The sequence below is a fragment of the Paenibacillus sp. GCM10027628 genome, from assembly GCF_042676385.1.
Taxonomy (GTDB): domain Bacteria; phylum Bacillota; class Bacilli; order Paenibacillales; family NBRC-103111; genus Paenibacillus_E.
Genome location: NZ_JBHTHA010000003.1, coordinates 35,038 through 59,036 on the forward strand (window position 1 = coordinate 35,038; position 23,999 = coordinate 59,036).

The following is a 23,999-nucleotide window of genomic DNA, read 5'->3' on the forward strand; positions in this document are numbered from 1 at the left end:
AAGGGGTTGATACGGTGCTTTCAAATTTGTTCCAACCTACATTAGATTACGCAAAACAATTGGACCAAGAGGATAACCTTTCGCGGTTTCGGGAAGAATTTTATTTACAGCTTGATTCCATTTATATGGATGGGAATTCATTGGGGCTGCTTTCGAGAAGAGCTGAACGCACACTCTTGGAATCTTTAGCCGATTGGAAAGAACAAGGCATCGATGGATGGACACAAGGGAAACATCCGTGGTTTACCTTATCGGAGAAATTAGGTGAGATGAGCGCACCGTTAATAGGAGCATCTCCCGCTGAAGTTATTGTAACCGGTTCCACGACCGTTAATTTGCATCAGCTTGTAGCTACTTTTTATAAGCCCCAAGGGACACGCACCAAAATTTTGGCAGATGAACTAACGTTTCCATCAGATATTTATGCCCTTCAAAGCCAGCTTCGCACGCATGGATACGATCCGGATACTCATCTCATCCGTGTGAAAAGCCGGGATGGCCGTTTTCTAGAAGAAGATGATATTGTCGAGGCTATGACGGATGACATCGCTTTAATCATCTTGCCTACTGTTCTGTACCGCAGCGGTCAAATATTGGACATGAAGCGATTAACGGCGGAAGCTCATAGACGAGGCATTTTAATCGGATTTGACGGATGTCATTCGATCGGGGCGATCCCGCATTCGTTTAGCGAATGGGATGTTGACTTTGCGTATTGGTGCAACTACAAACATTTAAACGGCGGACCTGGCGGTGTTGGCGGTTTATTTGTGAATCGTAAGCATTTTGGAACGAACCCAGGATTGGCCGGATGGTTTGGCTCGAGAAAAGATAAACAATTCGACATGGAACATACGTTAACACCGGCCGAATCAGCGGGAGCCTATCAAATTGGCACGCCCCACGTATTAAGTCTTGCACCTTTAATTGGATCTTTAGAAATTTTTGCTGAAGCAGGCATTGAGAATATTCGCCAAAAGTCTCTTCAAATCAATCAATATTTAATGAACTTAATTGAACATGAGTTAGCGGATTTTGGGTTCTTCATTGGGAGTCCCAGAGAAGACGTACGCCGCGGAGGTCACGTGAGTCTTGAGCATGAGGAAGCTGCGCGCATTTGCAAAGCATTGAAAAATAACGGCGTGATTCCGGATTTTCGAGCGCCAAACATCATCCGTCTTGCTCCGGTAGCGCTGTATACTTCCTACGCAGAAGTTTGGGAAGTCATCCAGATTCTCAAAAAAATCATGGCGGAAGAACAATATAAAAAATTCCCGAATGAACGTGAAATCGTTGCATAGATAGCCTTTTGATGAAAAAAGGGGATGAAACATGATAAACAACAATACGCAATCGAATAATGGACATGAAACAGACAATGGGTTAAAGCGTGATTTAAAAACAAACCAGCTTACGATGATTGCCATGGGGTGTGCCATCGGGACGGGATTGTTCCTAGGCAGCGGTCTAGCCATTAAAACAGCAGGTCCCAGTGTATTGTTGAGTTATGGAATAGGTGCATTTATCGTATTGTTATTAATGGGATGTTTAGCGGAAATGACGGTTGCTCATCCGACTTCGGGATCCTTTGGAACGATTTCTGAAAAATACATCAATCCCATGGCGGGCTTTCTAGTTCGTTATTCGTATTGGATAGCCAATGTTCTTGCTATTGGAGTTGAAGTAAGTGCAGTAGCCGTGTATATGAAATATTGGTTTCCGACGGTGCCGGAAATCATATGGATTTTATTGTTTGCCGCTTTGCTCATTTATATAAATGCCAATAGTGTTCATATATTTGGTACAGTTGAGTATTGGTTCTCTATGATCAAAATAAGTGCAATTGTTGGTTTCATTCTTCTTGGATCTTATATTCTATTCGGAACCTCAGGACATTCTAATATCGGACCTGAAAACTTAGTGAATGACGGAGGGTTTTTACCTTTTGGCTGGTGGGGCATGTGGGTTGCTATTTTTATTTCTTTATTCAGCTTTTTGGGAACAGAGATGATAGCGGTTACAGCAGGGGAATCCAAAGACCCCGATGTAGCTGTACCTAAAGCGTTGAGATCAACGGTATTCCGTTTGTCTACTTTCTATGTTTTGACTATAGGCATCATGCTGATGATTGTTCCATGGAAATCGGCGGGGATTGATAAAAGCCCATTCGTAAAAGTAATGGAAATCTTGAATATTCCAGGAGCATCTGGAATTATGAATTTTATTATTTTGATGGCTGCTTTATCGGCCATGAACAGTCAACTTTATGCTTCAACACGCATGATGTTTTCATTATCCCGCGGCAAGCATGCCCCTGCCTTCTTAGGGAAAACGAATAACAAAGGGGTTCCTGTCAGTGCCCTTGCAGTATCTACACTTGGGATATTTATTGCCGCGGCAATTAATGCGGTACTCCCGGATTCATCCTATTCATTGATGATGGGAATTTCCATGTTCGGGGCTATATTCACTTGGTTTATGGTGTTCATTTCTCATTTATTTTTCAGAAGAAAATGGACGAAAATGGGAGGGCGTCAATTGCCGGTGAGAATGCCTGGGTTCCCCTATTTAACAGTTTTGGGAGCGGTTCTTCTGCTTAGTTTAATGATTTCAACATGGTTTACAGGATTTAAGATTATGCTTCAATTCGGGATTCCATGGTTACTGCTTTTGTCCGCTGCTTATTTCGTTTGGAAAAAGAGGAGAGGTGCGTCACAGGATGAATAACAACGAACCAAACATAAATATGGAACTAGAGAAAGAAATTCAAACAGATTTTCGAAAAGCGATGTCTTACGGGGATTATCTCCATCTTGATAAGATTTTATCTAGTCAACATCGCTGTTCGGATCATCATGATGAGATGCTTTTTATCATTATCCATCAAGCGAGTGAGCTGTGGATGAAACTTATTCTACATGAGATTAAGGCAGCAACGCAGTGTATTCGTCAGAACGATTTGGAACCGTCATTTAAAATGTTGTCGCGCGTTTCGAGAATTCAGCAGCAATTGATTCAGTCATGGAATGTCCTCTCCACGTTGACCCCGGCTGAATACATGGAATTTAGGGATAAATTGGGCCAATCTTCCGGGTTCCAATCTTATCAGAATCGCATGATTGAATTTGCGCTAGGAAACAAGAATGTCCATACGTTATCCGTTTATCAACATCAGAGCGATCTATATGAGCTTATGCAGCAGTCTCTTCACGAGCCAAGTATTTATGACGCGGCAATCAATGCTCTTGCGGTGCGTGGATTACCGATTGATCAAGAAGCGCTTCATAGAGATTGGTCGCAAAACTATCAACCAAATGCGAGTGTAGAAGAGGCATGGCTGACCGTTTACCGCAATGTCGATCAATATTGGGATTTATATGAGTTGGCTGAGAAACTTGTGGACATTGGAAGCCAGCAGCAATTATGGCGTTTTAATCACATGACTACAGTGGAAAGAATTATTGGTCATAAACAAGGAACAGGCGGCTCATCAGGCGTTACTTATTTAAAAAGAGCTCTGGACCAACACTTCTTTCCGGAACTGTGGAACCTAAGAACAAAGCTGTGAGATAAAATCGGAAGAAACGGAGGCAAGATGCTTGGGGACATGGATTGATATTTCGCAACCTTTAGACAACAAGGTCGCAGTCTGGCCTGGGGACACACCATTCTCATACAAAGTTAATTGGAGTAAAGAACAGAGCGGATCTGTCAATGTAGGCCAAATCACCATGAGTATACACACCGGTACTCATATTGATGCCCCTTTTCATTTCGATAATGAGGGAAAGAAAGTTATTGAACTGGACCTCGATTTATATATGGGAAGTGCCCGTCTCATCCATTTGCCAAACCATGCAAGTATCGGAGTCAATGATATATCCGGAATAGATCTAAAAGGGGTTACCCGTCTTTTAATTCGTACGGATGCTTGGAAGGATCGTCGTGTGTTTCCACAAACAATTCCTCACATCCAACCAGGATTAGCGACTTATCTTTCAGAACTCGGCGTTCGTCTTATTGGTCTTGATTTGCCGTCCGTAGATCCATTGGACAGCAAAGAACTATTAGCCCATCATGAACTTGCCAATCATGGAATTCACATCTTGGAAGGGCTTGTCTTAGACGATGTTTTACCAGGAGATTATGAATTGGCAGCACTTCCGCTGCCACTTGTTGAAGCGGATGGAAGTCCGGTACGTGCTGTGTTGAAAAGAAAATAACTAATACCAAAAGTGCCTCTCTCCATGTAATCACATGGGAGGGGCACTGATTTTTTATTAATAGTGTGAAATGGGGAGGAACTGCTCGACCAGTTTCTCGGCCCAACGTTGATTTGCTTGCACAGTTCGTCCAGCGTTATGTGGGGTATGAACGACATTGTGCCTTCCTAATAGTGAATCTGTCAATGGTAAGGGCTCAATATCAAATACATCCGCTGCAAGGCTAATCTCATCTTTAAGAACGCGCTCTCGAATCGCCTGCATATCACAAATATCTGCTCTCGTTACCAGCACCACTAAACATCCTTTAGGCAGTGAATGAATATGCTCCGCTGTAATTAGTCCTCTTGTTTTCTCTGTTAATGGTACCATGGGTACGAAAATCTCAGCATCTTGGATGAGTTGATCTAAGTGCCATTGTTTTCTAGCTCCTGAGCGGTGAAAGGAAGGTTCAGTAGCGAAGGGGTCCCATGCTGCAACGTCTGCCCCAAGCATGCTGACAAAGCTTGCATAACGAGAAGCTATATTGCCTGCCCCCACAATACGGACACGTTTTCCTTCAACGGTTCCATTCGTAAAGTTGGGATCGTCGCCAAACTGTTCTCCTCTTTTTCCCGGAGTGCCTACACCATTTTCAGGTCCGTAATTCCAAGGCTGCAAGTTTGTAATGATATCATGATGCGTTTGAGGAATTCTACGTAAACCACATAGGGTTAGCGCCAGACCGAATTCGGACACAGATTGTCCCCAGTAACCTTCGCTTGGATGAGTGTACACTTTCACTCCTGCATCTTTCAATATACCCATTTGTTCTTCCGCTAATGGACTCCCATAGGAGCTGGTTGTAAAAACGGCTTCTTTTAAGCTGCTGAAAGCACGTAAGCCATCAGATGTTACAGCTACATTTAAGGAAATCAAACGGGTAACGCTGCCGGGTTCGTGAACAAGCTCTCCAAGCGATTTTAACTCATCAGGAGCCAATCGAATAAAATCAGTTGATCCTTGGGCTTTCCAAAGTGTATGAAAGTGGTCCGCGGTCCATGGCCAGGTCGCATCGAAACTAGGATGGACGATAATAACACTTCTCATAATAGGATTCACTCCTTGTTCATTCAAGTCTATAGCCTGACTTTAGACTAAATAACCCAAGAAGTCGATGTGATTATTTACTTTTGAAAATGAGTTTTTTCACCTGTTATTCACGCCAATAAATGGCATAATATAAAATGTATGAATAGGGAAGGCGAAAAAGGGGGATTTGCTAATGAGTTTATTCACATCAGAATATAACGAATGTTTAACCATAACGACTCCACAGCAAAAGCAGGTCGCTCTATTAATTGAAACTTCGAATGGGTACGCTCGCGGACTTCTTAGCGGGATAAACGTCTATTTGCGTGAAAACCGCCCATGGTCGATATTTCTCAGTGAATATAGCCGAAATAATACCGATTTGACTTGGCTGCGTAAGTGGCAGGGGGATGGCATTATCGCACGTATAGAAAACGAGCAAACCGCTCGTTTTATTAAAGACGCGGGTCTTCCGACAGTAGACCTTAGTGCATCAAGAATGATTCCGAGCCTTCCTTGTGTAGAAACCAATGATCAATCCATCGCCCAAATGGCTGCTGAGCATTTTCTCGAGCGAGGCTTTAAACATATCGGATTTTACGGGGACGCTCGTTTTCATTGGTCTAAATTACGAAGTACCTATTTGGTCGCATATCTTGCGGAGAGAGGTTATCATTGCCATACTTTTGAACCCTCTACAAATTTATCAGATGAAACACCATGGAATACAGAAAGAGACAGGCTTGTCCAATGGTTGTATGACCTACCTAAGCCGGTAGGGATAATGGCGTGCTATGACATTTGCGGTCAACAGCTTCTCGAAGCTTGTCGGCTTGCCCGGATTGCCGTTCCAGATGAAGTGGCTGTCCTGGGCGTGGATAACGATGAGCTCTTGTGCGAATTATCCAATCCCTCTTTATCCAGCATCAAAACGAATGCAGTCAAGACAGGCTACCAAGCAGCGGAGTTACTCGAGCGTATGATGTCAGGCGAAGTAATCGGTGGACAAATGCATTTGGTTGAACCCATAAATATTCAGGTCCGATTGTCAACGGATGTTCTTGCTGTAGAGGACAAAATAGTATCCGATGCAGTACGTTTTATCCGTAATCATGTTTATGACGACATTCAAGTTCAAGATATTCTCGAACAACTTAAAGTTTCGCGTCGCATATTAGAAAACCGATTTCAGAAAGCATTAGGTCGCACACCACACGATGAAATCCTAAATGTAAAACTAAAGTTAGTGAAAAAACTGCTTCTCGAGACAAAACTTTCCTTGGCAGTCATCGCCGAACGCATCGGATTTAAGCATACCGAATATATGAGCGTGGTCTTTAAGAGAGCGACTGGGATCAGGCCAGGGCAGTTTCGGAAGCAGAATAAACATCGAATTGTAGATTTGTAGCGTACTTTTCACAATTCAAAACCCGCAGCCTAGATGTATTAGCCACTAATTGAGATTCATACGCCGGGTATAAAAAACATGATACTTTTTACAATACGGTGGCGAATAGATTTATGCCTGTCCCTGTAATAAGATTTATGTAGGAAGCTGATAAAATAAAGAATGGCGTCATAAGAAGAGGGAGTTCATTATTTGGAAGCGCTTTACAAAAAGGCTTGGGAGGTTGATCCATGATTAAAGTCAAAAACTTGGTTAAATCATTCGGTTCAGTGAATGTGTTAAAGGGCATTGATTTAACCGTCCAAGAGAAGGAGGTTGTCGTTTTACTGGGCGCAAGCGGCTCAGGCAAGAGCACGCTGTTAAGATGCCTCAATTTCCTGGAGATCTATGATGAAGGGACCATTTATATCCGTGGAGACCAATGCGAGCCTCATAAAACCAACTTGAATCAAATTCGGCAAGAGGTAGGCATGGTGTTTCAACACTTTAATTTATTTCCCCATAAAACGGTTTTGGAGAATATTATTGAAGCCCCGGTGCATGTAAAGAAAATGAAGAAGAAAGACGCGATCGAAATTGCTTACGATCTACTCGATAAGGTGGGGTTAAAGGATAAAGCGCATGTGTACCCGGGCATGTTATCGGGCGGGCAAAAACAGCGTGTGGCGATTGCCAGGGCATTAGCGATGGCGCCGAAAATCATGCTATTCGATGAGCCGACTTCCTCGCTGGATCCCGAGCTTGTCGGAGAGGTTCTGCAGGTCATGAAACGTTTGGCTAGTGAAGGAATGACGATGATTGTCGTCACGCATGAGATGGGTTTTGCGCGCGAGGTGGCAGACCGGGTTGTTTTCATGAGCGATGGCAAGATATTGGAGGACGCGCATCCTGACCAATTTTTTGTTAATCCGACAACGGAAAGAGCACAGCAATTTTTAAGCAATCAACTATAATCAAAATTGGAGGCGTTTACATGAAGAAATGGTCCGTTGCTTTGCTTTCTGTGGTTGTAGGGGCTGTTTTACTGGCCGGATGTGGTTCTACCGATACGAAGAAGACTGCCGTTACTGGTGACAGCAGCAATAAAACAGCGCCAAAAAAAGAATTTCATTTTGCCATGAGCGGGTTGTACAAGCCTTTCAACTTTAAGGAAAATGGGGAACTTGTAGGCTTTGACGTTGAAATCGGAACTGCTTTAGCAATGAAAATGGATATGAAGCCGGTTCCTGTTACAAATCCCTGGGAAACGATCATTCAAGGCCTGCTCTCAAGCAAGTACGATGCGATATTGGGAAGTATGGCCATAACACCGGAACGGGAGAAGACGGTCAGCTTCACTAAGCCGTACTACAATTCCGGCGCGCAAGTGTTTATAGCCGCTAAAAATAATGAAATTAAATCGGCTCAGGAATTAAAAGGGAAAAAAATCGGTGTTCTTAAGGCAAGTCTATTCAAAGGATTGGCGACAAATCTGACGGACAGCAGTAAACTTACCGAATATGATAGCGATTTAACGGCGCTAATGGATCTTCCGACAGGCCGGGTGGATGCTGTGATTACAGATGATCTAGTGGGTTTGCGAATGATGAAGGAGAATGCCGCTGAGATTAAATTGGTAGGCGAGCCTCTTACTTCATCGAAAGCGGGAATTGCAGTCCGAAAAGAGGACAAGGAGCTGCTGGATAAGCTCAATGCCGCATTGGACGAAATCATTAAGGATGGCACTTACGGGAAGATTAGCGAGAAATGGTTCGGAACAAACATTCTTAAATAAATGCTGCAAACAAATAAAAGGATGTGAACACAGCATCCTTTTATTTGCAGCTATAACCTATTATGAGGTGACATCATGCTAGATATTTTTGCAGCAAGTTACGGGATTTTTCTGAAAGCATCACTGCTTACAATAAAAATCACCCTATTTTCTCTACTTATAGGAAGTGCAATCGGTCTTGTTTTTGCCTTTTTCCGTCTTTCCAAAAGTAAAATATTGCGTTTTATTGCTACTGTATATATTACTGTCGTTCGCGGCACGCCGCTCATTGTCCAAATCGCCGTTCTTTATTTTGGGATATCCAATTTCGTTTTGCTATCGCAGTTCTGGGCGGGGGTATTGGCGCTGGCTGTTCATGGCGGCGCTTATATCGCGGAAATTTTCCGCGGTTCGATCCAATCTATTGATCGCGGTCAGATGGAGGCTGCTCGTTCTTTGGGAATGACGTATCCGCTTGCAATGAGACGGATCATTTTGCCTCAGGCATTCAAAAGCGCCCTTCCTCCGCTTGGAAATCAATTTATCAATGGGCTGAAGGAGTCTTCGCTAGTCGCTTATATCGGCATGTCGGACCTGTGGGGATCGGCTTTAAGCGAGGCAGCTTCGAATTTTAAACAATTGCAAACTTACCTGGTGGTCGGGGTGTACTATCTTGTTCTTGTGATGATCTTTACTTATCTTGTAAACAAATTGGAAGTGAAGCTTGATGTTCATTCCAAAAGTACGCAAATATTAAAATCCGGGAGGAAAAATAAATGAGTACGAATAAATTTCTGTTTGCCGAAATGACTTGGCCAGAGATCAAACAAGTGATTCAAGAAGATCGGGTAGCTGTTGTGCCGGTAGCGATGATTGAGGAACATGGGCATCATTTGCCTGTGGACACGGATCTGGTTTTGGCGAATGAAGTGTGCGTTCGGGCAGGCGCAAAGATTCCGGATCAGATGGTGGTCATTCCGCCGATCAATCATGGCTACGCTCCGCATCAGATGGATTTCCCCGGCGTGATATCGATAAGCGCTGAAACCTTTATCCGATACGTTGTCGATGTTTGTTCAAGTCTTGCGCATCAAGGATTCAAAAGAATTCTTCTCATGAACGGACATGGAAGCAACGTATCCTTGCTGCAGGTCGCAGCCCGCCAAACGATTCTGGCCTATCCGGACGTCATGTGCGCTTCTATCTCTCATTGGGATTTGGAACCATTGATCGAGTGTGTAGGAAAGGTAAGGGAATCGGAAAGTCCCGGGGGGATGAACCACGCTTGCGAATTGGAAACTTCGATGTATCTTGCCATTAAAGAGGATTTGGTTCAAATGGATAAAGCTGTGCGGGATTTGGACAAATTCACCGCATCCAAATACTTTTGGTTGGATCTTATCGGGCCGGGCGAAGGAAAGCCGGTGATTATGATGCCTTATTGGAGCGCGATATCCGAGACGGGAACACTCGGCGACCCCACTAAAGCGACGAAAGAAAAAGGAGAGCTCTTGCTGGAAGCGGCAGTAGACGGGCTAGTGGAATTTATACATCTATTCAAAAATAGGGAGCATCACCCCAGAGTCAGCCATTTGTAAATCGGGCAGTGAAAGCAAGTCATGCCGATCTTCCAGCCTTCCGAAGAAGGCTGGCTTGCCGGACATCAGCTATTGTTCCGCGATCAGTTTATAGGCCATAATGGCCAAAAGCAAATGAAAACGATGCTCTGGAGACTGCAGATTGTATCCGGTTTTTTTTTCAATCTGGTTTAGCCGATACTTCAACGTATGGCGATGAATATACAAGTCCGACGCTGTATGATGAATGTTCTGGTTATTATGCAAGTAAGCTTCCAAGGTAAGAATCATGTCAGCACTTTGCCGTTTATTATGAATTAATGCGCCCAAATGGGTTTCCGAGTACTCCCGGAAATTCATGCCTAAATCCTGCATTTGGATCAGGAAATGATAAAGGCCCAAATCATCATAATGGGTTACCGTTGTAGGCTTATATAGCAACTTGGAGAATGTCAGAGCATAATTAGCTTCTTGCGCGCTTTTGGGTAAACGTGAAAGGTCATTGTAGCTTCTGCCGATACCAATCCGAAGCGGGAATTTGGGATAAATAGGCTTCCAGGCTTCTTCAATTTGCCGCAATACGGCCAATGCGCATTCTTTTGAAGAGAATTGAGCGCTTTCATTCGTTTCCATGAGGACCATGCATCCGTCTAACCGGTTGCGTAAAAAAAACGGGCAATTTTTGTTTTTCATCATCTGGCGCACAAGTTGATAAAGTTGCTCCAACATCTCATTTAAGGCAGCACGTTCGAAATGAGGCGGCATGTTTTCGATTTTAATTTGTAAAATGGCCGGGTTCATAGTCAGGTCGAATCCGAGTTTTTTACCGCGCTCCATCATTTCTGCAGGGTTAGTAAAATTAGTGTGGATGATCTGATCCAGAAAGTCGCCCTGCAGGCGATTCTCGGTATCTTCTATCGCTTTATGTCTCAGAAACTCGATGGCATAGACCGTTGCCGCATGTTCAATCGCTATTTGATCAATCTCTTGCCAAGTATGCTTCTCTTTAACGGTTACAATCCATCCGTAATTAATATGATTGGCGATTACGGGATAAAGAGACAAGGCGAAGGGATTATTTGTGCTGACCGATTGGATTGTCTCGTGAGCCGAAGGCAAGTGGATTCGTTCGGAATGAATGAAGAGCGTATCATTGTCTGTTATTTTTATATCTTCATGTATCAAATGATCGCTGAGAAGCAACCTGTTTGGATTGAATAAAATTACACTTCCACCGATAAGCCGGGAAAGAGTTTTGGTAATCGCTTGTATGCCTTGATTCCCCAGTACAAGTTGGGTGAATTCCTTATGGATATTAATAGAATGTTCGAACATGCGGAATTGTTTATTTACGATTTGCTCCAAAATTGCTTTCGTAATCATGGAAAAGTTAATATTAGTCGGGATTTCGATCAACGGAAGCGCGGAAGCGTTAGCCACATCAATAAATGATTGCGGAATCTCGCTGATATAAAATCCGGTATACAGCGCTACTCCCGATAATTTCTTATCTGCCAGTAGCAGAAGGAATTGCTTCCGCTTTTCTTCGCTTTCCATCAGTCCGAAGCCTGTTGTAATCAGGAACTCGCCTTCCTGCAGCCGGTCGATATCTTCAATCACTTCGACAATCGTAACCCATTTAATCATATTGTTCATACCGTCCAATCCCGCCACCATTTTCGTTTGCGACATGACGGGAAGCTGAAGGGCTTCATAAATGCTAATACCCATAGATGTGTTCTCCTTTGGATACGTAGTTGTTTGTGTCATTTATAACATGGAAAACTGCTTAGAGCAATATTGGATTTTATACATGATGTACAAATATAATCTTATTTTTTGGATGCATCCGGCGAATGGTTGAGAGATGGCAACTGCATTAAGATAGAGGTGTAGACGCTTTCAATACGAGCACTTTTTCCATAGCCGCTTGAATCCGCAAAAGCTGGAGGGTCAAACAAGATGGTGACAAAAACCGTGGAGAGAAAATCAGAGAATATGAATGTTTTTGATCGGACTCAGCAAGTCATTAAAAAGGCGTTAGAACACATGGGATATGAAGAACCATTTTACGAGCTTTTGAAGGAACCGCTTCGTTTATTAACGGTTCGGATTCCGCTCAGGATGGACGATGGGTCAATTAAGATTTATACCGGTTATCGCGCGCACCACAATGACGCAGTAGGACCGACCAAAGGCGGTATTCGGTTTCATCCGGAAGTCACCGAGGAAGAAGTAAAAGCATTGTCGATGTGGATGAGTATCAAATGCGGCTTGACCGATCTGCCATACGGCGGAGGCAAGGGAGGCATTCGGTGCGATCCGCGAGCCATGTCCGAAAGGGAATTAGAGCGCTTAAGCCGCGGATATGTGCGGGCGATTAGCCAAGTTGTAGGTCCGACTAAAGACATTCCGGCTCCGGATGTATATACCAATACGCAAATTATGGCATGGATGATGGATGAATATAGTCAAATCCGCGAGTTTGATTCACCGGGATTTATTACAGGCAAGCCGCTTGTATTAGGAGGGTCAGTAGGCAGGGATTCCTCTACGGCCAAAGGTGTCACCATCGTCCTGCGCGAAGCGCTGCGAGTGGCAAAAATACAGTTGGCCGGTGCCAAGGTGATTATTCAAGGGTTTGGCAATGCGGGCAGCTTCCTTGCCAAATTCCTGCATGACGCGGGTGCTAAAGTGGTGGGCATTTCCGATGCAAATGGGGCCTTGTACCAGCCGGATGGTTTGGATATCGATTATTTGCTGGACAAAAGGGATTCGTTCGGTACGGTAACTCACTTGTTTGGAAGCATGATCTCCAATCAGGAACTCCTAATTCAAGACTGTGACATTCTGATTCCCGCAGCGATTGAAAATCAAATTACTCAAGAGAACGCCGGGCAGATTAAAGCGAAAATATTAATAGAGGCCGCGAATGGGCCGACTACGATGAAGGCAACGGAAATTTTAACGGAAAAAGGCTTGCTGATTGTTCCGGATGTTCTGGCCAGTGCGGGTGGAGTCGTAGTTTCTTACTTTGAATGGGTTCAAAACAATCAAGGCTATTATTGGTCCGAAGAAGAGGTCAATGAAAAACTGGAAAAAATCCTTAGCAAATCTTTTCGCAATGTCTATCAAATCTCTCAGGATACAAAGGTGGATATGAGACTGGCTGCTTATATGGCGGGGCTGAGAAAATTAACGGAAGCGGCAAGATGGAGAGGCTGGGTTTAATTCAATTGTAAAGAGAGGGACTGAAATGGAGCGCACACATCTTATTAAACCTGTTCTGTCTGCAAACTATCCCGCGGTTGCCTACGGGAAGGGGATTTACCTCTACGATACGGACGGAAAGGAATACATCGACGGTTCTTCCGGCGCCGTTACTGCAAGCATCGGCCATGGTGTTCCGGAAATTGCCGAAGCGATGATGGCCCAGGCGAGTAAGGTTTCTTTTGTCTATCGATCACAGTTCACCAATGAGCCTGCAGAACAACTGGCCATGAAATTAAGTGAATTGTCGCCGGGAGATTTGAATTGGTCGTTTTTTGTCAGCAGCGGTTCGGAAGCTACGGAAACTGCTATGAAAGTCGCCATCCAATATTGGCAGGAGAAAGGCGAGGCGCGTAAAAATCGCTTTATCTCCCGCTGGATGAGCTATCACGGCATAACCATGGGCGCTTTATCTATGTCCGGCAATGTACAGCGCCGAAAACGATTTGTCCCGCTGCTGGAAGATTATCCTTCCGTCTCTGCGCCTTATTGCTATCGTTGTCCTTTAAAAGACACGTACCCGGGATGCAATCTGATGTGTGCCAAAGAGCTCGAAACCTCGATCCAACGTATCGGTCCGGAGCACGTTGCCGGGTTTATCGCCGAACCGGTTATCGGCGCTTCCGGAGGAGCGGTCACTCCGCCGGACGGGTACTATCAGGAAATTAAACGTATATGCGATAAGTATGACATCCTGTTCATAGCGGACGAAGTCATGACGGGTATTGGAAGAACCGGAAAGATGTTTGCGATGGAGCATTGGGGAGTTGTGCCCGATATCATCGCACTCGGCAAAGGCATGAGTGCAGGTTATACGCCAATGGCGGCCACCTTGGTAAGCGAGAGGGTGATGGAGCCGATTATGAACGGCTCCAGATCCATTATGGCTGGGCACACGTACAGCGCCAACCCGCAATCTGCAGCAGTGTGCCTTGCTGTTCTGGCATATTTGGAAGAACATCAGTTGGTCCGTGCTGCCGAGGAGAATGGGAAATACCTCATGGAGCAATTACGGATGCTTGCCGACCGCTCTGACATCGTCGGAGATGTTCGGGGGAAAGGACTTTTGCTTGGTCTTGAGTTTGTTTCGCACAAACAAACAAAGGGGTTATTTCCTTTATCGCTAGGTGTGACGGCAAGCGTCATTAAACGTGCTATGGAGAAGGGGCTGCTGGTTTATTCGGCGTCTGGCGGCATTGAAGGAGTGGCAGGAGATGCGATTATTGTATCTCCGCCGTTGATTATAACGAGAGAGCAGATTGATTGCTTGGTGCAACTGCTGGAAAGCGCCATTATTGAAATTCAAAACGAGCTGCAGACAGAAGGCCATTTGGAAAACAGGCAGACCCCATAGGAGGAAGGATTCCGGTATGGAGACAGTGGTAAAACAACGAAGTAAAATAGCTGCGCTGGATGACGCGCTTCAGCATATCCATGATGGCTGCGTCCTCATGTACGGGGGATTCGGCGGGGTTGGCAGCCCGCCCTCGCTCATTCAGGGAATCCTAGATAAAGGTGTTCGCAATTTGGTGCTGATCGGCAATGATTGCGGGTTTCCGGATATCGGAATCGGCCGGTTGGTAACGGCGGGCCGGGCAAAGAAGGTCATCGTTTCCCATATCGGTTCCAATCCTAACGCCGGCATGTTGATGAACGAGGGCCTGCTGGAAGTGGAGTTCTGTCCGCAGGGCACTTTAGCCGAACGTATCCGGGCAGGCGGCGTAGGATTAGGCGGCATTTTCGTGGATGTCGGAATGGGCACGATTGCGGAGAAGGGGAAAGACCAGATCCTCATCGGCGGCAAAGCGTATCTGGTCGAAACGGCTTTAACAGCGGATGTAAGCATCATTCAGGCCAAAAAAGCCGATCCCTACGGAAATCTGATCTATGACAAAAGCACCCGTAATTTCAATCCATTGGCGGCCATGGCCGGCTCTTACACCATTGCAGAGGTTGATGAAATCGTCCCGCTGGGTGAACTAGATCCGGAATGTATCGCTACTCCGGGAATTTTTGTCGATATGGTCGTCCAGAGTCAGGGGGTGAACTGGAAATGGGCATGGGAGTAGACAGTCGTTATCGAATCGCCAAAAGGGCGGCTGAGGAGATTGAAGATGGCATGATCGTGAACTTAGGGATCGGTATTCCAACGTTGGTCGCCGATTATATTCCGGATCACATCAACGTCCTGTTTCATGCGGAAAATGGTGTGTTAGGCACAAGCAGCAGCCCTTATCGGGGAAAGGAAGACCCGGCACTTTGCAACGCCGGCGGATTTCCGGTAACCGTAGTGCCCGGAGCTTCCTATTTCGACAGTGCAACCGCGTTCGGCATGATTCGCCGTGGCTATGTGGATATCACCATCCTGGGGACGCTTGAGGTGAGCGAAAGCGGGGATTTGGCTAACTGGATCATTCCGGGTAAACGGGTCCCCGGGATGGGCGGAGCGATGGAATTGGCGCAAAAAGCGAAAAAAGTGATTGTCCTGATGAATCACATTAATAAGCAAGGCGAATCGAAAATATTGAAGCAATGTTCGCTTCCGCTAACGGCCAAAGGCTGCGTAGATCTTATCATTACGGAAATGGCGGTTATGGAAGTGAACGAAGAAGGTTTGATTTTGCGGGAAGTCATGGCGCCCCACACGGTTGAAGACGTAATCAGGCATACAAACGCGAAGTTAATTGTACCTGACGTAGTTACAAGTATTGAATAAGGGAGGGGCATTGATGATGCTGAATGAGGTAGTGATTGTTGCGGGAGTCCGAACAGCGGTGGGAGCTTTCGGGAAATCATTGCGGGATATGCCCGCTGCGGAAATGGGACGTCAACTTCTGACAGGGATAATGGAACGAACCTCCCTGTCTAGACAAGAGATCGATGAAGTCATCTTCGGACATGGTTACGTACATGGCGGGGGATTGAATTCGGCAAGAATCAGCTCGCAGCTCGCAGGCTTCCCCAGTACAGTTCCGGCCTATATCGTCATCAAGGCATGCGGTTCCGGCCTGAAAGCAATCACCAATGCAGCTCTAGCTATTGCCGCCGGTCAGCAGGATATCATCGTTGCCGGCGGTGTGGAAAGCATGAGCAACGTCCCTTATTTGGTGAAGAACCGCTGGGGCAATCATTTCGGACATATCCAGATGGAGGATGCCTTGCTCGCAGATGGATTAACTTGTTCCTTGGGGCATGAACATATGGGTATGACGGGCGAGCGTTTGGCCGAGCAGTATGGAATCACCAGGGAAGAGCAGGATCAATTCGCCTTCGAAAGCCACTGTAAGGCTATCGAAGCGGTTCGCAACGGCAAGTTTGCCCAGGAGATCGTACCCCTGGAAGTTAAAGAACGTAAGGGAACCCACATTTTCGCTCAGGATGAGTCGATTCGTCAGGATATTTCGCTGGAGAGGCTTGGAACGCTTCCGGCGGCTTTTAAGCAAGTTGGAACGATTACGGCAGGCAATGCGTGTCCGATGAACGACGGGGCTGCCGCACTGATCCTCATGTCAGATACAAAAGCGCAGCAGCATGGAATGAAGCCGTTATTGAAAGTGAAAGCTTTTGCCAGCGTTGGTGTGGACGCGAACGTGATGGGCATCGGACCGGTGCCGGCGATACGCAAGGCTCTGAACAAAGCCGGGCTCACATTGGAAGATATAGGACTAATCGAACTCAATGAGGCGTTTGCCGCTCAAGCTCTGGCGGTTATAAGGGAATTGGACTTGAATCCGGCAAGGGTGAACGTCAACGGGGGCGCAATCGCGCTTGGCCATCCCGTAGGAGCGACGGGGGCCAAGCTGACGGTTACTCTGATGCACGAGATGCTGCGTTCCGGAGTCAAGTACGGAATGGTTTCGCTGTGTATGGCAGGCGGAATGGGAATCGCCGTGATCTATGAGAATGTAAGCACGATGTAAGAGTCGGAAATTCAGGACAAGGGCGTGAAGAAAATGTCAGAACTCAAACGACGGATACGGCAATGGATGCTGGACCATAAAGACGAGGGCATTGCCTTCCTGGGGCATCTGGTTCAATCGCCAAGCACGCAAGGCAATGAAGCCGATGTTCAGGATTTGGTTGCCCGTAAACTGCATCAGTTGGGACTGCAAGTCGACTCTTGGGAATTGGACGGGGACCAATTAAGATCACATCCCTACTTTTGCTCTTCACGTGACAATTTTCAGGGAAGCCCAAACGTGGTGGGACTTTTGAAAGGAACCGGAGGAGGCAGATCCATCATCTTGAACGGGCATGTGGACGTTGTGCCGGAAGGCGACAGGGTGCAGTGGATGGACGACCCCTACAGCGGTGTCATCCGTGACGGCAAAATGTACGGTCGCGGAGTAACGGACATGAAAGGAGGTAATGTCGCTCTTCTTCTTGCTATTCAAGCGATTCAGGAGTTAGGGCTTCAGTTGAAAGGCGACGTCATCTTTCAGAGCGTCGTCGAAGAGGAAAGCGGTGGTGCGGGAACGTTGGCAGCCGCTCTGAAAGGGTACAAAGCGGATGCGGCATTAATTCCCGAGCCGACCGGCATGCGAATATTCCCGAAACAGCAGGGCTCCATGTGGTTTCGTATTCATGTCAAGGGCAGATCCGCACATGGGGGGACCCGGTATGAGGGAGTCAGCGCGATAGAAAAAAGCATGCTTGTCCTCACCCATATACGTGAACTGGAAGAACGTCGTAACGCCAGAATTACCGATCCTCTATATCGCAATACCCCAATTCCCATTCCGATTAACGTGGGGGTCATTCAGGGAGGAAACTGGCCTTCCTCTGTACCCGACCATGTTACGCTGGAAGGACGGATGGGTGTTGCTCCCGATGAAACCATCGAGGAAGCTAAAAACGAAATGGAGCAATCGCTGAAGCAATTATCGGAGCGGGATCCGTGGATGAAAGAACACCCCCCGGTATTGGAATGGTACGGCGCCCGCTGGATTCCCGGAACCATAGATCCGGGGCATGAGCTTATGAACATATTGGTCGATCAATACCGCAACGTAACCGAAGCGGAACCTGTCATTGAAGCCTCTCCATGGGGAACGGATGGCGGCTTGCTCTCTCGAGTGGGACAGACACCGACGATCGTTTTCGGACCGGGGGTTACTGAGGTCGCGCACTATCCTAATGAATATATCGTCTTGGATACTATGATAGAAGCTGCCGAAATTATCGCATTAACGTTAATTCATTGGTGTGGTGCGGCGGACACAGTCCATTAGATGGAATCGTGATAACAATATTAAAGAAGCGATTTAATAACCGACTCTAAGTCAAATGGTTCCGTTGTTGTTTCGTATCTTCCGAAAACATTGCCGTTTCGATCGATCACAAACTTTGAGAAATTCCACTTGATCCCGTCACCGGCGTATAGGTCCGGGTACTTTTCCTGCAGAAAATCCTGCATCCGTTGACCGTCTGAGGTCTGAGTATCGAAACCTTGAAATGGCGCTTGGTACGTTAAATATTGAAATAAAGGGTGAGCAGACGGTCCCCTAACCTCCATTTTCTCAAATAACGGAAACGTCACTCCAAAGTTGCTCTCACAATATTCGTGTACTTCCGAGTTGCTCCCTGGCTCTTTCTCGTTGAATTGGTTGCAAGGAAAACCGAGTATTTCAAACCCTTGCTCACGGTGACTTTCGTAAAGCTTTTGAAGCCCGGTGAATTGGCTGGAATAGCCGCACCTACTGGCAGTGTTGACAATAAGGAGAACTTTGCCACGGTAAATTGACAATTCAACTCCTTTACCGTTAATTGAGTTTACCTGAAAATCATAAATAGACATCAGAACCTTCCTCCTCGTTATGATTATAAATACATACTATGGCAACAAACGGCTATTGGTCTAATATATAATTAGGATAATTTTAATAGGTAAAACCAATATAGCAAAAAGTCCCACTATTCCGATCCCGGAGCTGCAGCCGATCAAGGAGTACTGCCGAAATTTTGCCCGACTGCAACATTTTCAGCTTTCGTTCAGCGGATTTTAAGCTCATTTTAAAGTTAAAATCATCCAATTTTCAGGGCGGCTTCATGTCAATTTCAGGAAACGACTCTATACTTCCATTTGTAAGCAACAACTGACAAAGAGATCGAAGTGGAAGGATGGAGATTGGGATGAGAAAGCAATTAGTGGTACTGATGGGAGCGGCGTTACTGGTAACAGGGGCGGGCGGTGCGGCGCTTCCGGTACATTCGGCGTATGCGGCGGAAATAGGAACGGGAACCGGAGCGGCAACTGCGACGGGAACGTCTGCTGCAGGCGCGGCGGTGTCAACGTCAGATGCGCAGGCTGGTACACAGACAGCGGGATCAGCAAAAGACTATAGCAGCTTGCTGCTGAACGATTGGCTGAACAAGCTGGACATTCACACCGAGGGGGCAGCGAACAAAAAATCCGACGATTTCGCAGATGCGCTCGCATCGGGTGCGACTTTGACGGCAGCATCGCAGCTAGATGCATCGGATTTGATTGGGAAGCTGAAGACGATGTTCGCCGAGGATATGGCTAACGAGGTGCAGGCAGGCAACTTGACGGCGAAAGAGGCTTCGGCTTTGGAAGATGCGGCTGGCCCGCGCATTGCCGACCTCGTCAGCAGCAAGTGGACTGCGGGAAGCCATACGGCGGCTATTCAATCGGACGGATCCGCCATCCTACATAACCGGTTAGCCACACTTGCAGATGACGCTTCCGTACCCTCGGGGGTTAGTAGTATTGATCTGCGCAAGGCGCTGCGGGACGGCAAAAGTCTGGTAGAAGCTTCGGGGCTTGACGCGTCCGCCTTGAACGATGTATTGACAGCGCTGCTGAATCAGGATCTGGAGGCGGCTGTCAAAGCCGGATCGCTCCCTGCGGACCAATTGGAAAAAGCAGAGAAAGACGGGGCTTCGGCATTATGGGACGCGGCGAATACCAAAGGCTACGATCCCGCAACTACGCCGTGGATGGAACAATTCGGGCAGCGGCTGCTGGCGGATAAACTCGATCCGGCTTCCATCATCCAAGAGGCAGCTGTCTTCGCGGGCAAAGACGCAGGCGATGTCCAGTCCGCTCTTGCTGCCGGTCAAAATCTGACTACAGCATCCGGGATGGCCGAATCGGATCTGACTTCTCAGTTGACGGCTGACGTTGATCAGGCGCTGGAGAACGAATGGGAAGCAGGCAATTTGTCGGTGAAACTTCTGACAAAATTAGAAAAAAACGCTGCGGATGCGCTCCAAAAAGCGATAAACACGAACGGGTACGGAACGCAGGCGGCAGCAGGAACAAGCCGCACGGCGCTCGCAGCCGAGAGCATCCGCTCCATTGTTGCTGACAGTGCAGGTTACGCAGGCGTCGCTGTTTCGGATCTGCGTGGCAAGCTGGCTGCCGGACAGACGCTTGTCGAAGCAACGGCCGTGGATCAAGCCGAATTGACCGGTGCCCTTCAGTCGCATATCGACACGTTCCTGGATGCCGCTGTTCAGAAGGGCTGGCTTGCGCAGGAGGACGAACAAGCGACCAAGACCGAAGCTTACAGACTGCTCAATGACGCCGTCACGACTGGGAACTACAAAGCCCCTGTTGACGCTAAGCAGTACTTGACCGACCGGCTGGACCGAATCGTCGACGATGCCGCCCAAGTGACGGACACCAAGAGCGACGAAGTCCTGAAAAGCTTGGCGGGAGGGAAGAGCTTGGCGCAAGCCGTAGGTGTTGACGCCGATTCGCTGCTGCTCAAGCTGCTCCGGCATGCGAATGAAGAGATCAACGGCTTCGTGACCGCCGGCGGGCTGTCGGAACAAGGCGCCGCAGCGCTTAAAGCGGATTATGCTTCGGCAGTGACCAAACTGCTCACCACTAACTGATACGATCGCGTCGTACAAAAGAACACTAGTAGTCATTGGATTTCATACAGTAGGAAAGAAACATTGGAGAGATTTCCAGGGTATTGGTTGGAAAACATCCAATGGATTCAGCCCAAAAGAAGGCGATTGCCTTTCCACCCAGTAAAATGGCTGGATGAAATCCAATGGATGTTCGCCAAAAGTTCCAAGGAACGATTTTCGTTGGATAAATTCCAATACCCAATCCATTTGGATTGAGAAGTTATAAAGGGGCTATCCCTCAGGTCGATTCAGACCTTCTGGGACAGCCCCTTCGTGCTACTAGGTCAGGTCAACCATTGTATACTGGTTGGCCTCTTATTCATGGTCGTTTTCTCACATGACGGAACATGTTACAAATTCAATTGTAGTTTACGCGTATTCAACATACCCTCAAGACCCGTCGGATCGTTCTGCACTTTAAAGCGGACAAAAGCTTCGGCGGCTTCGGACGTACGGATGCGCAAAGGTTTTGTTTCCATCTGAAGCAGGTCCCAAACCACGTCCGCCACAGAGTCTGAAGTTTGCGGGACGGAGTTTCGGCTCCGGAACGTTTCCAGATACTTATTGAGCATTGGTTTGTATTCATCATTGAGGATGCCGCCGGTTTGTTCGACTTGGCTCATAACCGTGCTGTTAAAGTTCGTGGCAATAGCGCCAGGCTCAAGCAAAGTAACGTCAATATTAAAAGCAGGCTTGTAATAAGTCGCCAAGCTTTCGAGCAATCCCTCGATCGCGAATTTGCTGGCACAGTAAATTTCGTTGAATGGTTGTCCAACTAGCCCGCCAACACTTGTCGTAGCAATGATATGGCCTGAATCCGCTTTGCGCAGCAGAGGCAGTCCAGCGCGGATCGTGTGCATGACGCCGTAGACGTTCGTATCAAAAACGCGCTCAATATCCGCGTGATCCGCTTGACCTAGCGAGCGTAGATAACCGAAGCCGGCATTGCAAAAGAGAACATCCAGATGTCCGTGTTCGGTATCTATTTGATCGAAAACTCGCTGCAGCGATGCTGGATCAGTCACTTCCATTTCCACGAAATGAAGATTACCGCGCTCGGCATACTGGGCACGATCACGCTCAATTTGACGTGTTCCTGCATAAACAATCCACCCTTTTTCCGCCAACTTCAATGCTGTAGATAAACCGATTCCTGATGATGCGCCAGTAATGGCAATAATTTTACTCATGTATGAACGCTCCTTATGTTTAAAATGAATACTGTTTAATAACTAAACAATATAATTATTAAACAAAATAGTCAAGCGGAAAAAGAAAAAACCACCGCTTTGCATGGTGGATTTAGAGTGGCAACTTTTCCAGGAGCTTTCTAAGTGAGCTGAGTTCGCCAGCGTCAAAAGGCTTGAAAAGTTGTACGATTCGATTATTATACTCAAGGAGAATCGATTCTATGAGCTGAGTCCCTTGTGCCGTGACATGAATAAGCTGGCTTCTTCGGCTTGTCGGATGAGGCATCCGCATAACCAGGCCTTGTTGTTCCAACTTGTCCAGCAGTTGTGTAACCGCACCGCGGGTCAGGCCGAATTCGTTAGCTATTTGGACGGCGATGCAATCCGGATTTTTACGCAAAAATTCCAATGTGTACATCATGATGGGTGAGATCTCATAATTCGGAAGTACCTGCGTCAGGTAAGAGGTGAGCGAATTTTTGATTTCACGAAATTTTGCCGTTATGAAAAGTGTATCCTCCATCGTAGCAATCCCTCTATTTCTGTTTAGTTGCTATACATTATAGCAAGTTGCCGAAGGAAAAGATATCTACCAGGCCAGTGAACCCTTGAGTTTGCTGGTTTTTTTGCATTTCAAAGCTTCTTAATTCCCCGATCAGGCATAGAGGAAATTCGATATTTTACTGTAGACAGATGTTACAAATGCACTTATTATTATGTTATAAACAAACATTACAGGTTACAAAACAACATTTACCCGAGGAGATGATCAGTTTGTCCTTAAAACCAAGATTAAACCGCATGTTCAGCGCACAAGGCAAATGCTTTGATGTGGCGATCGACCATGGCTTTTTTAATGAGATTTCGTTTCTGTCCGGTATCGAAAATATGAAGCAAGCGATCGCGACGATTGCTGAGGCTGGACCGAACTGCATTCAATTAAGCATAGGGCAGGCCGGGCATCTCCAGTCGATTCCAGGCGGTCAGAAGCCAGGGCTTGTCCTTCGCACGGACGCAGCCAATATTTATGGCAATGTGCTGCCGCGATATTTGTTCAGCGAACTGATTGACAAGGCGATCGAACATGCCGTTCGGATGGATGCGGTTTCCGTATGCGTGAATCTTTTGCTGCTCCCTAATCAACCTGAACTTCATTATCAATGTGTGAAAAATGTTTCCTTACTCAAAACCGAATGTGAAAAATACGGCATGCCGCTCATGGTGGAACCGCTGGTTATGCTCGCTAATGAAGTAAAGGGCGGCTATATGGTGGATGGCGATATCAACAAGATCATGCCGCTCGTCAGGCAAGCTGTCGAATTGGGCGCAGATGTGATTAAAGCGGATCCCTGCGATCATGTAGAGGAATATCATCGCGTTATCGAGGTTGCCTCGGGGGTTCCGGTCCTTGTACGCGGCGGCGGAAGAGCCAGCGATGAAGAAATTATGAGCCGTACCGTTGAATTAATGAAGCAAGGCGCTTCAGGTATTGTGTATGGACGTAATGTCATTCAACACCCTAATCCGGCTGGCATGACTAAAGCATTGATGGCCATCGTACACCATGGAGCCTCTGAAGAGCAGGCACTGGCGTTATTATCACAATAGTTCGAGAGGGGATAC

22 protein-coding genes are annotated in these 23,999 nt (G+C 46.8%); 17 read left to right on the forward strand and 5 right to left on the reverse strand.

Going from position 1 to position 23,999, the window contains the following annotated elements; genetic code table 11:
- Window positions 1–26 precede the first annotated feature (26 nt).
- From kynU to kynB, 4 genes are read left to right on the forward strand one after another with little or no spacing between them, the layout of a single operon-like run.
- Entirely contained in the window at window positions 27–1,301 is a 1,275-nt protein-coding gene (kynU, locus tag ACFQZT_RS07140) for a kynureninase (RefSeq protein ID WP_379298348.1), read from the forward strand.
- A gap of 31 nt (window positions 1,302–1,332) precedes the next feature.
- Window positions 1,333–2,727, forward strand: coding sequence for an amino acid permease (locus ACFQZT_RS07145; RefSeq protein ID WP_379298092.1), 1,395 nt, complete (start codon window positions 1,333–1,335; stop codon window positions 2,725–2,727).
- On the forward strand, window positions 2,720–3,568 hold the full coding sequence (gene kynA / locus ACFQZT_RS07150; protein WP_379298094.1) for a tryptophan 2,3-dioxygenase: 849 nt from the start codon (window positions 2,720–2,722) through the stop codon (window positions 3,566–3,568). The genes ACFQZT_RS07145 and kynA overlap by 8 nt, the downstream gene beginning before the upstream one ends.
- Before the next feature lie 31 nt (window positions 3,569–3,599).
- Window positions 3,600–4,223 carry an arylformamidase gene (gene kynB / locus ACFQZT_RS07155; protein ID WP_379298096.1) on the forward strand — a complete coding sequence of 208 codons (624 nt, stop codon included), beginning with the start codon at window positions 3,600–3,602 and terminating at the stop codon, window positions 4,221–4,223.
- Between the two features lie 57 nt (window positions 4,224–4,280).
- On the opposite strand, the gene ACFQZT_RS07160 is transcribed toward kynB, so the two are convergent.
- The gene (locus ACFQZT_RS07160; RefSeq protein WP_379298098.1) at window positions 4,281–5,312 is read right to left on the reverse strand and encodes an NAD(P)-dependent oxidoreductase; all 1,032 of its coding nucleotides are present in this window, start codon (window positions 5,310–5,312) and stop codon (window positions 4,281–4,283) included.
- Between the two features lie 175 nt (window positions 5,313–5,487).
- Between ACFQZT_RS07160 and ACFQZT_RS07165 the strand changes: the two genes are divergently transcribed.
- The 5 genes from ACFQZT_RS07165 (at window position 5,488) to ACFQZT_RS07185 (ending at window position 10,053) form a co-directional block, all read left to right on the forward strand.
- Window positions 5,488–6,702, forward strand: a complete 1,215-nt coding sequence (locus tag ACFQZT_RS07165; protein ID WP_379298100.1) for a substrate-binding domain-containing protein — start codon at window positions 5,488–5,490, stop codon at window positions 6,700–6,702.
- A 230-nt stretch (window positions 6,703–6,932) separates the two neighbouring features.
- Window positions 6,933–7,655, forward strand: a complete 723-nt coding sequence (locus tag ACFQZT_RS07170) for an amino acid ABC transporter ATP-binding protein (protein ID WP_379298102.1) — start codon at window positions 6,933–6,935, stop codon at window positions 7,653–7,655.
- 20 nt (window positions 7,656–7,675) lie between these two features.
- Window positions 7,676–8,476, forward strand: coding sequence for a transporter substrate-binding domain-containing protein (locus ACFQZT_RS07175; RefSeq protein ID WP_379298105.1), 801 nt, complete (start codon window positions 7,676–7,678; stop codon window positions 8,474–8,476).
- A 75-nt stretch (window positions 8,477–8,551) separates the two neighbouring features.
- Entirely contained in the window at window positions 8,552–9,235 is a 684-nt protein-coding gene (locus ACFQZT_RS07180) for an amino acid ABC transporter permease (RefSeq protein ID WP_379298107.1), read from the forward strand.
- Entirely contained in the window at window positions 9,232–10,053 is an 822-nt protein-coding gene (locus ACFQZT_RS07185; RefSeq protein WP_379298109.1) for a creatininase family protein, read from the forward strand. Before ACFQZT_RS07180 ends, ACFQZT_RS07185 begins: the two co-directional genes overlap by 4 nt.
- Window positions 10,054–10,122: 69 nt before the next feature.
- On the opposite strand, the gene ACFQZT_RS07190 is transcribed toward ACFQZT_RS07185, so the two are convergent.
- Window positions 10,123–11,763: a PucR family transcriptional regulator gene (locus ACFQZT_RS07190; RefSeq protein ID WP_379298111.1), complete on the reverse strand. Its 1,641-nt coding sequence runs from the start codon at window positions 11,761–11,763 to the stop codon at window positions 10,123–10,125.
- A gap of 231 nt (window positions 11,764–11,994) precedes the next feature.
- On the opposite strand from ACFQZT_RS07190, the gene ACFQZT_RS07195 reads away from it, so the two are divergent.
- Genes ACFQZT_RS07195 through ACFQZT_RS07220 form a run of 6 tightly spaced genes read left to right on the forward strand, consistent with a single transcriptional unit; the run spans window position 11,995 to window position 18,533 of the window.
- Complete coding sequence (locus tag ACFQZT_RS07195) at window positions 11,995–13,263, forward strand: Glu/Leu/Phe/Val family dehydrogenase (protein ID WP_379298113.1); 1,269 nt, start codon at window positions 11,995–11,997, stop codon at window positions 13,261–13,263.
- Window positions 13,264–13,288: 25 nt separating this feature from the next.
- Complete coding sequence (locus ACFQZT_RS07200) at window positions 13,289–14,656, forward strand: aspartate aminotransferase family protein (protein ID WP_379298115.1); 1,368 nt, start codon at window positions 13,289–13,291, stop codon at window positions 14,654–14,656.
- Between the two features lie 16 nt (window positions 14,657–14,672).
- Entirely contained in the window at window positions 14,673–15,371 is a 699-nt protein-coding gene (locus tag ACFQZT_RS07205) for a CoA transferase subunit A (protein WP_379298117.1), read from the forward strand.
- Window positions 15,356–16,018: a 3-oxoacid CoA-transferase subunit B gene (locus ACFQZT_RS07210; protein ID WP_379298119.1), complete on the forward strand. Its 663-nt coding sequence runs from the start codon at window positions 15,356–15,358 to the stop codon at window positions 16,016–16,018. Before ACFQZT_RS07205 ends, ACFQZT_RS07210 begins: the two co-directional genes overlap by 16 nt.
- Window positions 16,019–16,037: 19 nt before the next feature.
- A complete protein-coding gene (locus ACFQZT_RS07215) occupies window positions 16,038–17,222 on the forward strand; it encodes a thiolase family protein (RefSeq protein WP_379298350.1) in 1,185 nt (394 codons plus the stop codon).
- A gap of 33 nt (window positions 17,223–17,255) precedes the next feature.
- Window positions 17,256–18,533, forward strand: coding sequence for a peptidase (locus ACFQZT_RS07220; protein WP_379298121.1), 1,278 nt, complete (start codon window positions 17,256–17,258; stop codon window positions 18,531–18,533).
- Between the two features lie 20 nt (window positions 18,534–18,553).
- Here the strand turns inward: ACFQZT_RS07220 and ACFQZT_RS07225 are convergent, their stop codons facing one another.
- Window positions 18,554–19,099 carry a glutathione peroxidase gene (locus ACFQZT_RS07225; RefSeq protein WP_379298123.1) on the reverse strand — a complete coding sequence of 182 codons (546 nt, stop codon included), beginning with the start codon at window positions 19,097–19,099 and terminating at the stop codon, window positions 18,554–18,556.
- Between the two features lie 335 nt (window positions 19,100–19,434).
- Between ACFQZT_RS07225 and ACFQZT_RS07230 the strand changes: the two genes are divergently transcribed.
- The gene (locus ACFQZT_RS07230) at window positions 19,435–21,165 is read left to right on the forward strand and encodes a hypothetical protein (protein ID WP_379298125.1); all 1,731 of its coding nucleotides are present in this window, start codon (window positions 19,435–19,437) and stop codon (window positions 21,163–21,165) included.
- A gap of 371 nt (window positions 21,166–21,536) precedes the next feature.
- On the opposite strand, the gene ACFQZT_RS07235 is transcribed toward ACFQZT_RS07230, so the two are convergent.
- On the reverse strand, window positions 21,537–22,376 hold the full coding sequence (locus tag ACFQZT_RS07235; protein WP_379298127.1) for an SDR family oxidoreductase: 840 nt from the start codon (window positions 22,374–22,376) through the stop codon (window positions 21,537–21,539).
- A 112-nt stretch (window positions 22,377–22,488) separates the two neighbouring features.
- Window positions 22,489–22,899: a MarR family winged helix-turn-helix transcriptional regulator gene (locus tag ACFQZT_RS07240; RefSeq protein ID WP_379298129.1), complete on the reverse strand. Its 411-nt coding sequence runs from the start codon at window positions 22,897–22,899 to the stop codon at window positions 22,489–22,491.
- A gap of 251 nt (window positions 22,900–23,150) precedes the next feature.
- Here ACFQZT_RS07240 and ACFQZT_RS07245 point away from each other — a divergent pair, with 251 nt between their 5' ends.
- Window positions 23,151–23,984: a class I fructose-bisphosphate aldolase gene (locus ACFQZT_RS07245; protein WP_379298131.1), complete on the forward strand. Its 834-nt coding sequence runs from the start codon at window positions 23,151–23,153 to the stop codon at window positions 23,982–23,984.
- Window positions 23,985–23,999: the final 15 nt, after the last annotated feature.